At 38.9% G+C, this 14608-nt stretch carries 19 protein-coding genes, 2 tRNA genes and 1 riboswitch; of the genes, 12 read left to right on the forward strand and 9 right to left on the reverse strand.

Translation table 11 applies throughout. The features are described 5' to 3' along the window. The first annotated feature begins 2 nt into the window (after nt 1-2). From KTH84_RS16775 to panD, 6 genes are all read left to right on the forward strand, one after another. Nucleotides 3-77: transfer RNA gene (locus tag KTH84_RS16775), tRNA-Gln, on the forward strand. 91 nt (nt 78-168) lie between these two features. Then, nucleotides 169-243 (forward strand) — tRNA-Gln (locus tag KTH84_RS16780). Nucleotides 244-279: 36 nt separating this feature from the next. After that, on the forward strand, nt 280-1230 hold the full coding sequence (locus KTH84_RS16785) for a ribose-phosphate pyrophosphokinase (protein ID WP_003653329.1): 951 nt from the start codon (nt 280-282) through the stop codon (nt 1228-1230). Nucleotides 1231-1325: 95 nt separating this feature from the next. Then, a complete protein-coding gene (rplY, locus tag KTH84_RS16790; RefSeq protein ID WP_004641581.1) occupies nt 1326-1622 on the forward strand; it encodes a 50S ribosomal protein L25 in 297 nt (98 codons plus the stop codon). A 20-nt stretch (nt 1623-1642) separates the two neighbouring features. After that, nucleotides 1643-2224: an aminoacyl-tRNA hydrolase gene (gene pth / locus KTH84_RS16795; RefSeq protein WP_003653332.1), complete on the forward strand. Its 582-nt coding sequence runs from the start codon at nt 1643-1645 to the stop codon at nt 2222-2224. Nucleotides 2225-2357: 133 nt separating this feature from the next. Beyond that, nucleotides 2358-2738 carry an aspartate 1-decarboxylase gene (panD, locus tag KTH84_RS16800; protein ID WP_002120296.1) on the forward strand — a complete coding sequence of 127 codons (381 nt, stop codon included), beginning with the start codon at nt 2358-2360 and terminating at the stop codon, nt 2736-2738. A gap of 56 nt (nt 2739-2794) precedes the next feature. Here panD and KTH84_RS16805 read toward each other — a convergent pair whose 3' ends face one another. Both KTH84_RS16805 and KTH84_RS16810 read right to left on the reverse strand, forming a co-directional pair. Continuing rightward, the gene (locus KTH84_RS16805; protein ID WP_133975077.1) at nt 2795-3346 is read right to left on the reverse strand and encodes a GDYXXLXY domain-containing protein; all 552 of its coding nucleotides are present in this window, start codon (nt 3344-3346) and stop codon (nt 2795-2797) included. After that, nucleotides 3343-5127 (reverse strand): DUF2157 domain-containing protein, encoded by a 1785-nt coding sequence (locus tag KTH84_RS16810; protein WP_262474341.1) that lies wholly within the window; start codon nt 5125-5127, stop codon nt 3343-3345. The genes KTH84_RS16805 and KTH84_RS16810 overlap by 4 nt, the downstream gene beginning before the upstream one ends. 176 nt (nt 5128-5303) lie before the next feature. Beyond that, nucleotides 5304-5454: riboswitch (FMN riboswitch) on the forward strand. Between the two features lie 90 nt (nt 5455-5544). Between KTH84_RS16810 and ribB the strand changes: the two genes are divergently transcribed. Then, complete coding sequence (ribB, locus tag KTH84_RS16815; protein WP_262474342.1) at nt 5545-6204, forward strand: 3,4-dihydroxy-2-butanone-4-phosphate synthase; 660 nt, start codon at nt 5545-5547, stop codon at nt 6202-6204. A 59-nt stretch (nt 6205-6263) separates the two neighbouring features. Here the strand turns inward: ribB and KTH84_RS16820 are convergent, their stop codons facing one another. Continuing rightward, complete coding sequence (locus KTH84_RS16820) at nt 6264-6938, reverse strand: HAD-IA family hydrolase (protein WP_262474344.1); 675 nt, start codon at nt 6936-6938, stop codon at nt 6264-6266. A gap of 97 nt (nt 6939-7035) precedes the next feature. On the opposite strand from KTH84_RS16820, the gene KTH84_RS16825 reads away from it, so the two are divergent. Further along, nucleotides 7036-7803, forward strand: a complete 768-nt coding sequence (locus KTH84_RS16825) for a hydroxymethylpyrimidine/phosphomethylpyrimidine kinase (protein ID WP_262474345.1) — start codon at nt 7036-7038, stop codon at nt 7801-7803. Nucleotides 7804-7846: 43 nt separating this feature from the next. Here KTH84_RS16825 and lysM read toward each other — a convergent pair whose 3' ends face one another. The 6 genes from lysM to KTH84_RS16855 form a co-directional block, all read right to left on the reverse strand. Beyond that, a complete protein-coding gene (lysM, locus tag KTH84_RS16830; protein ID WP_004641572.1) occupies nt 7847-8320 on the reverse strand; it encodes a peptidoglycan-binding protein LysM in 474 nt (157 codons plus the stop codon). Nucleotides 8321-8509: 189 nt separating this feature from the next. Beyond that, complete coding sequence (gene acpP / locus KTH84_RS16835; RefSeq protein WP_004641570.1) at nt 8510-8746, reverse strand: acyl carrier protein; 237 nt, start codon at nt 8744-8746, stop codon at nt 8510-8512. Nucleotides 8747-8829: 83 nt separating this feature from the next. Then, nucleotides 8830-9564: a 3-oxoacyl-ACP reductase FabG gene (fabG, locus tag KTH84_RS16840; RefSeq protein WP_042896904.1), complete on the reverse strand. Its 735-nt coding sequence runs from the start codon at nt 9562-9564 to the stop codon at nt 8830-8832. Beyond that, the gene (fabD, locus tag KTH84_RS16845; RefSeq protein WP_262474348.1) at nt 9561-10547 is read right to left on the reverse strand and encodes an ACP S-malonyltransferase; all 987 of its coding nucleotides are present in this window, start codon (nt 10545-10547) and stop codon (nt 9561-9563) included. The genes fabG and fabD overlap by 4 nt, the downstream gene beginning before the upstream one ends. 151 nt (nt 10548-10698) lie before the next feature. Then, nucleotides 10699-10884: a 50S ribosomal protein L32 gene (gene rpmF, locus KTH84_RS16850; protein ID WP_000290730.1), complete on the reverse strand. Its 186-nt coding sequence runs from the start codon at nt 10882-10884 to the stop codon at nt 10699-10701. Nucleotides 10885-10958: 74 nt separating this feature from the next. Next, nucleotides 10959-11519, reverse strand: a complete 561-nt coding sequence (locus tag KTH84_RS16855; RefSeq protein ID WP_042896901.1) for a YceD family protein — start codon at nt 11517-11519, stop codon at nt 10959-10961. Nucleotides 11520-11615: 96 nt separating this feature from the next. On the opposite strand from KTH84_RS16855, the gene KTH84_RS16860 reads away from it, so the two are divergent. The 4 genes from KTH84_RS16860 to scpB all read left to right on the forward strand — a co-directional run bounded on the left by KTH84_RS16860 (nt 11616) and on the right by scpB (nt 14591). Beyond that, nucleotides 11616-12278 (forward strand): elongation factor P hydroxylase, encoded by a 663-nt coding sequence (locus KTH84_RS16860; protein ID WP_262474351.1) that lies wholly within the window; start codon nt 11616-11618, stop codon nt 12276-12278. 89 nt (nt 12279-12367) lie between these two features. After that, nucleotides 12368-12985, forward strand: coding sequence for an L-threonylcarbamoyladenylate synthase (locus tag KTH84_RS16865; RefSeq protein ID WP_133975089.1), 618 nt, complete (start codon nt 12368-12370; stop codon nt 12983-12985). Nucleotides 12986-13209: 224 nt separating this feature from the next. Continuing rightward, nucleotides 13210-14001 (forward strand): segregation and condensation protein A, encoded by a 792-nt coding sequence (locus tag KTH84_RS16870; RefSeq protein WP_262474352.1) that lies wholly within the window; start codon nt 13210-13212, stop codon nt 13999-14001. Continuing rightward, nucleotides 13998-14591, forward strand: a complete 594-nt coding sequence (gene scpB, locus KTH84_RS16875; protein ID WP_004641560.1) for an SMC-Scp complex subunit ScpB — start codon at nt 13998-14000, stop codon at nt 14589-14591. The genes KTH84_RS16870 and scpB overlap by 4 nt, the downstream gene beginning before the upstream one ends. Nucleotides 14592-14608: the final 17 nt, after the last annotated feature.

A 14608-nucleotide genomic window follows, 5' to 3' on the forward strand; every position in this document is an offset into this window, starting at 1 on the left:
TTAGGGGCGTCGCCAAGTGGTAAGGCACCGGGTTTTGATCTCGGCATCCGTTGGTTCGAATCCAGCCGCCCCTGCCATTCTCTTATTTTAAAGACAGACTTAATTGCTATGCTTTTTGTTGATTAATCTTGACATTGCATTGCAAAAATATTAAAGTTCTGCCGCATTAGGGGCGTCGCCAAGTGGTAAGGCACCGGGTTTTGATCTCGGCATCCGTTGGTTCGAATCCAGCCGCCCCTGCCATCTATTTAATTACATACCAACCGCCAAGGGTGCTTCATGCCCAATCTTGTCGTTTTTAGTGGAAATGCTCATCCACAGTTCGCTCAAAAAGTCGTAAGTCACTTACATATCCCTCTAGGTGCTGCATCAGTCGGTCACTTTTCTGATGGAGAAATTTCAGTAGAAATTACTGAAAATGTTCGTGGTAAAGACGTATTTATCGTTCAGCCTACTTGTGCCCCTACCAATGATAACCTTATGGAAATCTTGGTTATGGCAGATGCTTTGCGTCGTGCAAGTGCTGGTCGTATTACAGCCGTTATCCCTTATTTTGGTTATGCTCGCCAAGACCGTCGCCCACGTTCTGCACGTGTGCCGATTACAGCTAAAGTTGTTGCAGACATGCTTACCACTGTTGGTATTGATCGTGTCGTAATGATTGACTTACATGCTGACCAAATTCAGGGTTTCTTCGATATTCCAGTCGACAACATCTATGGTACTCCTGCTTTGCTTGCTGACTTACGTCAACAATCGCATGATAACCTTATGGTGGTTTCTCCTGACGTTGGTGGTGTAGTACGTGCTCGTGCCGTTGCCAAACAGATGGGTGACATCGATTTAGCAATTATTGATAAACGTCGTCAAAAAGCCAATGAATCGCAAGTTATGCATTTAATTGGTGACGTAAAAGATCGTGATTGCGTTATCGTAGATGACATGGTTGATACTGCCGGTACATTGTGTAAAGCAGCTGATGCGCTTAAGCAATTTGGTGCACGCCGTGTAGTTGCATACGCAACTCACCCTGTACTTTCTGGCAAGGCTATTGAAAACTTACGTAATTCAGTTATTGATGAATTAGTTGTCACTGACACTATTCCTCTTTCTGAAGAAGCATTAACCTTGGGCAAAATCCGTCAGGTTTCTGTTGCTAGCATGGTTGCTGAAACGATTCGTCGTATTAATAACGAAGAATCTATCAGTGCGATGTTCGATAGTTTATAATACTGCAGCTTTTATGAACCCTAGCCTTGGCTGGGGTTTTCTATCACTAAACTGGTCGCAAGTTTAGTCTATTTAACTTTAATGAGGATTTACTCATGTCAAACTTCGTATTAAACGCTCAAGCGCGTGCTGAAGACAAACAAGGGAAAGGTGCGAGCCGCCGCCTTCGTCACGAAGCATTAATTCCAGCTATCATTTATGGTGGCAATGCTGAGCCTGTAGCTATTACTTTAGAACTTCGTCAGCTTGTAAAAGCTTTAGAAAACAATGCTTTCTTTGAAGAAGTTATAGAAATCCAAGTGGGCGACAAAGTTGAAAACGTTAAAATCCAAGCGTTACAACGTCACCCAGCTAAAAACACTCCTATGCACGCTGACTTCAAACGCGCATAAGTGTTAAAAGGCGTAGATTAGTGTCAAATATTTCGCTAATTGTTGGTTTGGGCAATCCTGGTTCAGAATATGCCCAGACCCGCCATAATGCAGGCTTTTGGTTCATTGAACAGCTTGCTAATAAATATGGCATTACATTAAAAAATGATCCAAAATTTCACGGAATCAGCGGACGTGGTAATATAGAAGGACACGATGTCCGTCTACTTCTACCCACTACATTTATGAACCGTTCTGGACAAAGTGTAGTTCCATTTGCAAAATTTTATCAAATTGCTCCCGAAGCAATTTTGATTGCTCATGATGAACTTGATATGAACCCTGGTGTAATTCGTCTTAAAACAGGCGGTGGACATGGTGGTCATAACGGTTTACGTGACATTGTCCCTCATATTGGTCCAAATTTTCATCGTTTACGTATTGGTATCGGACATCCTGGCTCGAAAGAGAGAGTTTCAGGTCACGTACTTGGCAAAGCACCAAGTAGTGAACAAAGTCTGATGGATGCAGCAATTGACCATGCCCTCTCTAAAGTGAAACTTCTTGTTCAAGGTCAAGTTCCACAGGCCATGAATCAAATTAATGCGTATAAACCCACTTAAATTGTTGAACAATCAAGCTTGCTATCTTGCTTTTTTAGGAGCAAAATGCGCATCAGTCACTTTGCCCACAGCAAAAGAGCTATAGATTTCACCATAAGATCTTAATCTTAGGTCTACTCAGGAGACGCTAGCCATGCTATCTCGTTTATTAAAATGCAAAATTCACCGTGCAGTTGTAACCCATGCTGAACTTCACTATGAAGGTTCTTGTGCAATTGATGGCGTATTGATGGACTTAGCTGGTATTCGTGAATATGAAGAAATTCATGTTTGGAATGTAACTAATGGCAAACGCTTCACGACCTACGCGATTCGTGGTGAAGATAACTCTGGAATTATTTCAGTAAATGGCGGCGCTGCACATCAAGCAGATGTCGGCGATTTAGTGATTATTGCTACGTTTGGCGATTTTACTGAAGCTGAAGCAAATATTCATAAACCACGTTTGGTATATGCAAATCCAAATAATACAGTTAACCACACAGCGAATTGTATTCCTGTTCAAGTTGCTTAACTTATTCTAAGAATAAAAAAAGCCCGCATTGACGGGCTTTTATAATTTTATAAATCCTAAATAGTTCCTTCCCACCAGTTCTTTTGCTGTTTGCAATTTAAAGGTTGAAGTTGTTCTCCTCGTAAATCAAATAGAATCGCCTCTCCTTTTGGGTTTACTTTAAATTCGGCATATTTGGCTTTTTCATAACATTGAGCTAGACCTTCTGCAAATAAGAAACTACGAGATGCAGGATACAAAGCCTGAAAACGATTTTCAGGATTTTTTAAAATTAAACTTTGCCCAGCATATGAATTATTGATATCTAAAATTGTACGAACTACACGATTTTTTGAATCCAAAATAACTTTTGCTGGAATGGAAGAACGATTAAAAATCACTTGATCTAAAGCTTCGCTCTCACTCCCTGCAAGAGCTTTGAGAGATTGTAAATTTAATTCATAAGCCAGTGCCATATAGTCACCTTGTAAAATTGAACGAGGATCAACTGGTTTAAGCTCAATGAAAATACTTTTACTATGGCGCAGATGCCACTCATTTTTTGCTACCAATCCTGCAAAGAACAATATGGTAACTAGTGCAAGAATAAGAGAAAAATACTTCTTCATCCTTTCTCTCCTTCAATAAGATCATTTTTATTTTCATGCTGAAGTAACCCATACAAAGCTAACAATACAAAACCAGAAATAAAAATTGATGCACTCTTGGCTAGAAAAGTTATTTGCATGTTGTAATAGAGCTGCCAGAACACTAAAACAAATACAGCCAAAGTAACTCCATAAACAATATAATCTTTCTTTTTTAAAGCCCAAGTTAAAATAATAAATAGAATGAAAATTTCAAAATAGCCCATTGCAATAAGCAATATGCCAAAAATTAAAAAGGCAAAAAATGCTGTTCCTTTAAGCTGTTTATACAAATAAAAAGAACTAAAGCACAATAACCAAAGACTAGGTAATAGATAGATTATCCATAATTTCAGGTCTATCGAATCATCTAGAGCCAACCCCATAAAAGTATCAAAGAAAGAAGCTACCACAACTACCGCAAGCACACACAAATAGATACTACGCTCATATTGAACTATCGATCGACCCTTCGGCAAGAACATCAAACTAAAAACAAAATAGCTGAGCAGGGTTAAATTTAAATATGTCTGGACAGAATCTACTGACCACAATGAATGATCCATTTGTAGTAAGTAAATAAATGCTATGCCATAAGTAGCGAGCATTTGAATTAAAATAAAGAACCAATGGGGTTTAAGAAAATAACTTATACAGAGAATAAAAATCTGTGCAATTAGCACCCATAACATCTGATCTGTTTCAGACCCTAGATGAAACAAAAAAGCGATTTGACCACTTATAAATAAACAATAGGCAAATTGCCGAATGAAATAGTGTTGGGATTTTTTCAATAAAACAAAGGCTATAACAACAAAAATGACTCCTATAATTAATGAAATAGTTTCCCAAAATACTAATGTAAAAGCCCCGAGTGCTAGACCTGCAAGCCAAGCGCCAATTGCTAAAGGGATCACATAAAAGCGGCTTTGACGAAAGATTTTTATTAAAAAATAACTAATTAATGCAAACCAGATAAAAATAATGCCGGCAATGAATAAAAAAATGAATTCATTTGAATCTTTAAATAAGTCATTGATCCTATCTACAAGCCATATTGTTGCAGTCACACCAAGAACAGCGGCCATTAAGCTGGCACATAATTGATCATCTTTTTTGAAGAAATAATAAAAAATGATTATTCCTGAAAAGAAAGCCGAAATCAGATAAGGAATATTTTCACTTGATAAAAACTGGATCATTCCAATGATCGAAATGACGGCAAACCAAGCGATAAAGACGAAACGTAAAGCACGATACTTGTTTATACATAGCCCAAATTCTATAAGGCTTAATAAATTTAAAGCAAATAGATATAAATAAGGAAATTTTTCTAACCAAAAAGTCTGCTTAAAAAATAAGAAAAGTGTAAGTTGGCTAGTAATACAAATTAAAGCAAAGATTCCAATATTTGGTCGATATAGCCACGGTAATAAAAGTAATGTCCAAATTAAGAAAAGCAAATAACTGTCTGCCCCAGTCTGATAGACCTGCCCGATTACAGCCAAACTTAAGCCGACCATCAAGCCACAAACACCATGTAAAGTCTGCCTAACTCCTTCACTTAAAGTATCTTTTATGCTGAACCATGCTGTCACAAGTAATATAACTGGCGGGATAACTAATTGAATACTGTCTGGAAGCATTAACCAATTAGCAGCAATTAAATAAAGAATACTAACCGCCATAAATACATAACTGAAAATATGGAGATGCTGAATAAATAAAGTATTCCTAAGGGGATAATCATCTCTTATCTGCATGAAACACCTATTTTATTTATAATTTTCTATAAAAAACATAACATTCCATTTTCATATCAACAAGTAAGCTCTTGTTAAAAAGCCTTTTTCCGTTTGTGAAAATACTTATTCATAAAGAAACTTAGCATTCTACAAAAGCATCTAGCCAATTTTATCAAGCGCGCTATAATAAAACCCATCGCTTCAGGGCGGGGTGTAATTCCCCACCGGTGGTAAAGTTAATTTTTATTGATAAATTAACAAGCCCACGAGCTTAAATTGTGTAATTTGAGCAGATTTGGTGAAACTCCAAAGCCGACGGTATAGTCCGGATGAAAGAAGACGACGAGCTGGGATAAATCCGTTTTATTTCAGTAACAGCCTGTTTTTACATCAGTCCTGAAATGTTCAACCGTATTTTTACGAGAGCGTTTCATTATGTCTAGCTTAATTCAACCAGAAATTTTTTTCTCAGCCCTCTCTCCTGCTGAACAACGTATTCAACAAGCATTAGAAGATATTCGTCAAGGCAAACCTGTCTTGGTTATGGATGACTTCGACCGTGAAAATGAAGCAGATTTAATTGTTGCAGCCGAAACACTAACTGTTGAAACAATGGCACGTATGATTCGTGATGGCTCAGGTATTGTATGCTTATGCCTTACAGAAGAGTTAGCAGATCATTTAGAACTTCCACCAATGGTTTCTCAAAACTCAAGCCAGTTTCATACCGCTTTTACAGTGACCATTGAAGCAACCCAAGGTGTTACGACAGGTGTTTCGGCTAAAGACCGAGTTACTACCATTCAAACTGCAATTAAAGATGGTGCTGTCGCAAGTGATCTTAACCGTCCGGGCCATGTTTTTCCTTTACGTGCACGTAGCGGTGGAGTGCTGACTCGCCGAGGTCATACTGAGGGAACAATTGATCTAGCAAGACTAGCAGGACTTAAACCTGCTGGCGTGTTATGTGAATTAACCAACCCAGACGGCACCATGGCATCAGGTATTCAAGTTTTGGCATATGCTCAAACTCACCATATAACCGTGATTACCATTGAAGAACTTGTTCAATACCGCCAACAACACGGTATTTAAATAAAAAAAGGTTTGGCTTTAGATAAAAGCCAAACCTTCACATTAAAATTTACTAATGTTTAAGATACTTTCTTTTGTGTTGATTGATCTTCGATATATTCCAAAAGTTCAGAGAATTGCATAATCATTGCTTTAGGCTGTGCTTGTTCAAGTTCCTCTGGTGTTCCATAACCATAAGTCACTGCTACTGCCTCAATACCATTGTGGCGAGCACCTAAAATGTCATATTGACGGTCACCGACCATTAAACATTCTTCTGAGTTTAGTTGCTCATGTTCAAGAATATAATGGATGAGTTCAGCTTTATTGGTCCGCTCACCTGTTAACTCACTACCATAAATATGTACAAAATATTGGCTTAAGTCAAAATGGTCTAAGATACGTTTTGCATAAATAGTCGGTTTAGCGGTTGCAACAAATAAACGATACCCTTCTTCTTTCAATGCATTAAGTGTTTGGGCAACCGATGGATATACTTCATTTTCAAATAAGCCCGTAACTGAAAAACGCTCACGATAAGCAAGTAAAGCTTGCTCAGCCAAAGCATCATCTTGAGTGGCTAATAGTTTTGCTAATGAGGCTTTTAAAGGGGGGCCAATTGTCCAGTCAATATTTAAATCGGCAGCCAATGGAAAGCCCAACTTATCCATTGCATAGCGAATTGAAGTATGGATACCAACTTTTGGGTCTGTTAGGGTTCCATCTAAATCAATCAAAATATGTTTTATAGCCATTCAATCATTAACCCAGTAAAGTATTTAATTCAATTGGTCGAGAGTTTAATCAAACTCTCTTATACTAACGTAAATTTAAATTGAAAAGGAAATAACCGTGCGTCCAACCGTACTTTGTTTCTCGGGTTTAGACCCTTCAGGTGGTGCAGGTTTACAAGCTGATATTGAAGCGATTGGACAAAGTGGTGCTCATGCAGCAATTGCATGTACAGCCCTCACCATTCAAAACTCACAACAAGTATTTGGCTTCGAAGCAACCTCAAAAGAACTATTATTAGCTCAAGCAAATGCCGTTGTAGATGATTTACCAATCAAATGCGTTAAGTCAGGCATGCTTGGCACTACAGATAACATTGCTGCTCTAGCTGAGTTTCTTCGCGCCCACCCAGATTATCAATATGTACTCGATCCTGTTTTGGTGGCAAACAGTGGGGGTTCTTTAGGTGATCAAGCAACTCTTGTCAAAGCTTTCGTTGAGCTTATTCCCCTAGCCACTATCATTACTCCAAATACAGTCGAATTACGTGCTCTCACGGGTGTCGATGACTTAGAACAAGCAACGCAAAAGCTATTTGAAATGGGCGCAAAAGCTGTTTTAGTCAAAGGTGGACACGAAGATACACCAGATTATATTAAAAATAGTTTATATATTAATGGTGGACTTGCAGCGAGTAGTAGTTGCCCCCGCTTAGACGGTGAGTATCACGGTTCAGGTTGTTCTTTAGCTAGTTTTATTGCTGGTCGTTTGGCTTTAAGTGATTCTTTAAAAATTGCGGTACAGCATGCCGAAACATGGTTATTTGGTGTTTTAAAGAACGCCGAGACTCCTGTAGCAAATGGGCAAAAAATACCAAAAAGATTCTAGAAAAAGAAAAAGGCGCTAAAAGCGCCTTTTTTATTACCCTCAATTATTGAGGAATACGTAAAACCTGTCCTGGGAAGATTTCATCTGGATCTTTAAGCATTGGTTTGTTTGCTTCAAAGATTTTTTGGTATTGATTCGCATCACCATAAAATTCTTTCGCAATTTTTGAAAGGTTATCACCAGACTTTACTGTATAGAATTTACTTTCTGGTTCAGGAGTTGCAACGGTCATTTGATCATCTACTTGTGCAACATGATCAATATTCCCAACAATAAGAATAATTTTCTCTTTATCCGCTTGGCTTTTTACCTGTCCTTTAATGATTGCGGTATCAGTTGCACCATTATACGTTACAGATAAACCCTCCACCCCTAGACCTAAGCTTTTAATTAAACCTAATAATTTATTTGCGATTTCTTGTGCAGAAGGTTCTGCTGGTGTTGCTGGAGCTGGTTGTGGTTCTGCTGGCGCGGTATTTTTCTTACCAATACCTTTTACAAAATCAAAAAGACCCATCTTTTAGTCCTCATATTATTGTTTATAGTAAAGTCATTAAACTGACCCTTATTGTTATACGTGAAAAAAGATATACCTCTGCTATCAATTGAGGCTGATCTTGTAAAAATATGTATCTCTTCCTTTTATTTTACTCAAATAAAAAAAGCCACCTTACGGTGGCCTTCTTTTTATTCAGCAATATGCGAATTAACCAAGTTTTTTAGTTACATAGTCAATTGCAGATTGAACTGTAGTGATTTCGTTTGAATCTTCATCAGGGATAGTGATGTCGAAGTCGTTTTCGAAAGACATTACAAGTTCAACTAAATCTAAAGAGTCAGCACCTAAGTCATCCATAAAAGATGCTTCGTTTTTAATCTCTTCAGCTTTAAGACCAAGTTGTTCTGCAACTGCTTGCTTAACGCGTAGTTCGATATCGCTCACAGGAATTCTCCTCATTGCTCGTGGCGTTTGATTTGCCACTAGTTTAATTGAATATAAAAATTTTTAAAAGTTATACATCAGCCCTAGGCCATGTATAAACCACCATTTACATGTAATACCGTACCGGTAATGTAACCTGCTTTATCACTTGCAAGGAAACTCACCGCATTTGCGATATCTTGTGGCGCACCTAAGCGATTTAAAGCCACTTGATCACTCATTTTTTTGCGAATTTCTTCACTAAGTGCATCTGTCATTTCTGTTGCAATGAAACCTGGTGCCACACTGTTCACAGTGATTTGGCGGCTACCCATCTCTTTTGCAAGACTGCGGCTAAACGCTTCAATACCTGCTTTAGCAGCAGAGTAGTTCGCTTGACCTGGGTTTGCAAAGTGCGCAACAACAGAACTAATATTAATAATGCGGCCAAAGCGCGCTTTTGTCATACCTTTAAGCACACGTTTAGATAAACGATATACAGCTTTTAGGTGAATGTTGAGAATGTCATCCCAATCATCTTCTGACATACGTAGCAATAAATTGTCTTTCGTGATACCCGCATTATTAACCAAAATAAGCACAGGGCCATAGTTCTGTTCAATATGAGAAACGACTGCTTCAATCTCATCGAGATTACGCACATCGAGAGCTAAACCTGCACCTTGCTCACCAAAGCTTTCACTTAACTTTTGTGCACCAGATTCAGATGTCGCAGTACCTACAACAAAATAACCGTCTTGAATAAGTTGCTGGGCAATTGCAGCGCCAATGCCCCGACTCGCGCCCGTTACTAATGCAACTTTGCGTTCTTGTGTCATGCAATTTTTCCTTCTGCCACTAAAACAGCATTTAGGGCATCTTCCATTTTACTCTTGCTATCGATAGCAAAAGCTTTTTCTATATTTGGTAAACGCTTCGCGAGATTACTCAATACTGTTCCAGGTCCACACTCAACAATGTAGTGAATACCTTGGTCTTGTAAAAACTGCATCGTGTCTGTCCATTGTACAGATTGGTACAATTGAGCAGTTAACGCCTGACGTAATTGAGCAACATCGGTAGCTATTCCCGCGTTGACATTTTGTATTACAGGAATGGTAGGCAGCTCAATGGCAGTTTGTTCCAAAGCTTCTGCAAATTTTTCAGCCGCAGGTTTCATCAATGAACAATGCGAAGGAACTGACACAGGTAAAGCAATTGCCTTAGCAGACTGCTCTTTTGCCAAAGTCATCACTTGTTGTACAGATGCTGTACTTCCAGCAATCACGACTTGGCCTTGTGAATTATAGTTTGCAGCTTCTACTGAACCTTGACCTTCTGCATTCACGATTTGGCAAAGTTCAACCACTTTTTCATCGGCTAAACCAAGGATTGCAGCCATAGCCCCTTCCCCTTGAGGAACAGCACTTTGCATGAGTTTGCCACGCAAATTCACTAGTTTCACTGCATCTGCCAAGCTCATAGATCCTGCAGCAACCAAAGCACTGTATTCTCCTAGAGAATGTCCTGCAAGGTACTTAGGTGCCAGACCACCTAAATCAAGCCATACACGCCATAGAGCGATACTGGCAGTTAATAACACAGGTTGGGTATTTTCTGTTTGGTTGAGGCCTTCACCACTTTGCGCGATATGCCACAGATCGAATCCAAGCGCATCTGAAGCTTCAGCAAAGGTTTGCCCAACCCCACTAAACTGTTCTGCTAGTTCAGCAAGCATACCGACTTTTTGTGAACCTTGACCCGGAAACACAAACGCAGTTTTTGTGGCTAAAGCTACTTGTTCAAGACGTTTAGCAGACATAAGAAATCCTTTTTTGGGTTTTCACTCATTTCTGGAGCGGAAATTTAACATGTTATTTATATTTTTATAATTGCGAAAAACAACAAAAAAAGGGAGCTTTCGCTCCCATTTTTTCTATACTTAAGCATCACGCTTAATGCATATCATACAATTATTCAGCATCAGCTGCTTTAGCGAATAATTGACGACCACGGTAGAAACCGTCTTTAGTAACGTGGTGACGACGATGAGTCTCACCAGTTGCTTGGTCTACTGTTAATGCATTCTCGGTTAAAGCGTCATGTGAACGGCGCATGTCACGGCGAGAGCGACTTTTACGGTTTTGCTGAACGGCCATGATGGCTCCTTACAAAGATCGAAAAAATGGATCAGAACAAATTCAGTTGTCTTATCTCAAAATTATATCACAAATTATGAGTTAAGTTTACCCTTCAAACCTGCCAAAACATCAAACGGATTATCCCGTTTTTCTTCAACAACGTTTTGAATGGTAGGTTGATGTTTATTTTCACAAGCATCATGCTTGGGAGATAAAGGCACCAACAATAACAGTTCATCTTCTAGTAATGCGAGCAAGTTAATCGAGGCTGGCGTATCATAATCACCTTTCGTCGTAAACTCACTTTCACCTAAAACGATGAAATCAGCATCCTCATCCAAGCGCTCTATCAGTGACTCATCATCCATTAATGCAATATGAAAGTCTAAGACAAGAGGCATTTCAACGGGTTCCAAACAACGTTGGCACTCCATTGGAACTATCGTGTCCATATGACCATCCATCCACACAATGCGATGATATGCATCCATTGATAGCTTACAGTCTATGTTGATCAATTGATTATCAATTGATCCAACAGCTTCACGAGCGATACGAGCAAAGCGAGACAAGGGCAGTTGACCTGACCATGTAAAGCCTTGTTCAGCCCATTTAAACGGCTCAATCTGTGCCGGAAAGGTATTTGCTGACATAATTAAGGCGGCAATTCTACAAATTCATCGGTACTCTGTCAAAGATTAAGATACAATTTTGCACTTCTTTAGACAGAACTCGGGGTAAATTAAGCAATGCACCTGTTGCAGCCGCAACTTGAAGTTAACACTTCATCACTCGTTTGCACCCATTCAACTCATCAGAACACTCTTGTACATGACATAGTGCAACTCTCACCATGGTCAAGCTCAAAATTAGAGTCTGAGCAAGTCGATTGGCTTATTTTACACTTTAATCACTGGTTTTCCCACCATAATGTGACATTAGTTCGTGGAGATTTTGAACCAGAATATTTCCCGGCAACAAATCAGGGTCCGGCTAAAATCCAATTCGCCCATGGTTTTTTGAACAGCGCCTTGCATGAAATCAGTCACTGGTCGATTGCTGGTGAAAAACGCCGCCTCCTACCTGATCTAGGATATTGGTACGCCCCCGACGGTCGCACACAAGAACAGCAAAGTCTATTTGAACAAGTAGAAGTTAAGCCACAGGCAATTGAATGGTTATTTGCACAGTCTTTTGGTAGAAAATTTAGAGTCTCGCTTGATAACCTGACAGGTGATGGCGGAGATGGCAAAATATTTAAAGATAATGTTTATGCTCAAGTACAACGTTACTTTTCAGGTGAAGCCAAGTTGCCACGTGATGCAGCAGCATTTATTGGTTTTATTTGCCAATGTACCCGTTCAGGCACACCGTTACAATTAAATGAATTTAAACGTGAACTCCTTGATTAATTGACAAAAAAACTACGCTAATGACTTGCCTAGATTATTTAAAAAGTCTAATACTATTTGTAACACTGGCGTGATGGAGTCTCTAAAATATGATGCATTTACATGTACATCCTGAAAATCCACAGCAACGCCTCATTAACCAAGCGGTTGAACGCATTCGTGCCGGAGATGTTGTGGTTTACCCTACTGACGCTGCCTACGCAATTGGCTGTCAAATCGGTAATAAAAATGCTATGGAACGTATTGCACAGATTCGCGGTTTAGGGCCAAAGCATCAATATGCAATTATGTGCTGTGATTTATCTGATATTGCAACTTACGCAAAAGTTGATAATGCAACTTATCGTTTATTGAAAGCGAACACTCCAGCCATTACGACTTTTATTTTACCTGCAACCAGTGAAGTTCCACGTAGGTTAATGCATCCTAAAAAGAAAACTATCGGCTTACGTATTCCAAGTAACCCAATTTGTCAGGCTTTATTAAAAGAACTTGGTGAACCCTTACTCACTAGTACATTAATTTTACCAGGACAAGAAGATCCTTTAGACGATCCTTACGATATTGAAAATCAGTTAGATAAGCGAATTGATGTATTTATTGACGGTGGTTTCGGTACTTTAACAAGCACAAGTATTATCGACTTATCGGGTGAACATCCTGAAATTATCCGCCGTGGTATTGGAGATGTAAGTGCTTTTGAATAAGCACTTACAATTTTTACCAACAGTTTTAAAAAAAGTATTATCACTCCAAAAAATACTCTTTATTTATTTTGGATTTTTTTTACACTTTAGTCGTTAAGTAATTTATTAAAAGGCACAATTCATTTAGAATGATTTCCACTATCTGCTGTTCTTCTATTTACAGCTCTCTTTGACTTGAATAACAAGTCTCATGCTTTTGAAAATTCGCGTGGCTTATAATCGTAATGAATCAATCACTTCATCAATCCATGGAAGACGCTCCACACATCCGTGTTTTAGATGAGTGGCATGACAAGATTCCTGAAGATCTCTATATACCTCCTGCTGCATTTGAGATTTTACTCGAACAGTTTGAAGGCCCACTAGATTTTTTAATTTACCTGATTCAAAAAAACGGTTTTGATTTAGTTCAAGTCGATATTGCGCCTATAGCAACTCAATATTTAACTTATATGGATAGTATGAAGTCCTTAAATATTGAGCTAACAGCTGATTATATGGTGATGGCAGCTTTATTGGCTGATTTAAAGTCTCGCCTACTTTTACCAAAGCCCACCACTATAAGTATTGAAAAAGATCCTAAACAGGAACTTATTGATCGACTTGAAACCTATCTACGCATTAAGCAAGCGGCTGAGCGTTTAGGTCAAATGCCAATTCTTGAGCGAGATACATTCAGTGCAAATGTGAGCTTAGGTCATATCGCTCCTGTTTATGAAGGTTATGATATTTCAGCATTACATGATGCACTGTTCTGTGTATTTAATCGCCCGGAACCCGTTACTCATGTTGTGGCACAAGAACCTGTATTACTCGAAGAACGCATTGCATATATTGAAGAGAAATTAGAGTCTGGTGACGTGTTAAGTTTTAAAGAATTACTCAATCCTTTGCAAGGTCGCATGGGAATGGTTGTGACTTTTATGGCTGTTTTAGAGTTAACCCGACAACAGCGAGTTAAAATTATTGCATCTGGTATTGAAGCTCCTTTAGCAATTCAAGGATCTTCAATATGAGCTTTGAACAAAATAATAGTGATTTGTCATTAGCTGACATTCATCACGAAGTTTTATTACAACTTGAAGCAATTATTTTTGCCAGTGAAGCGCCCGTTTCAATTGCCCGCTTAAAAGAAGCATTTAATAATCAGTATAATAAACAACAGCTTCGTCAACTTTTACAACAGCTCGCGCTATTACAACATGGCCGATCTATTGAGTTGATTGAAACAGCGCAAGGGTTTCGCTTTCAGGTAAGATCTAAATATCGTAGTATTATTGCGCAAATTTGGCCAGAGCGACCAACAAAACTGTCGCCTTCATTACTAGAAACATTGGCCGTCATTGCTTATCATCAACCAGTTACCCGCGCTGATATTGAACAAATTCGTGGTGTGTCTAATAATAGTCAGATTCTTAGAACACTATTTGACTGGAACTGGATTAAAGAAGCCGGTTTTAGAGATTTACCCGGAAGACCCGCGTTGTTAATTACAACGCCTCAGTTTCTGAATGCTTTTGGTCTAGCTTCGCTAGGCCAATTGCCTCCCCTACAGAACGCCAAGGAAGCCTTTATGGCTCTCGATGCAAATGCACCGAAATCATAAAGAGGTGGACTGTTGAT

The organism is Acinetobacter sp. WU_MDCI_Abxb74 (assembly GCF_025513915.1).
GTDB lineage: Bacteria > Pseudomonadota > Gammaproteobacteria > Pseudomonadales > Moraxellaceae > Acinetobacter > Acinetobacter calcoaceticus_C.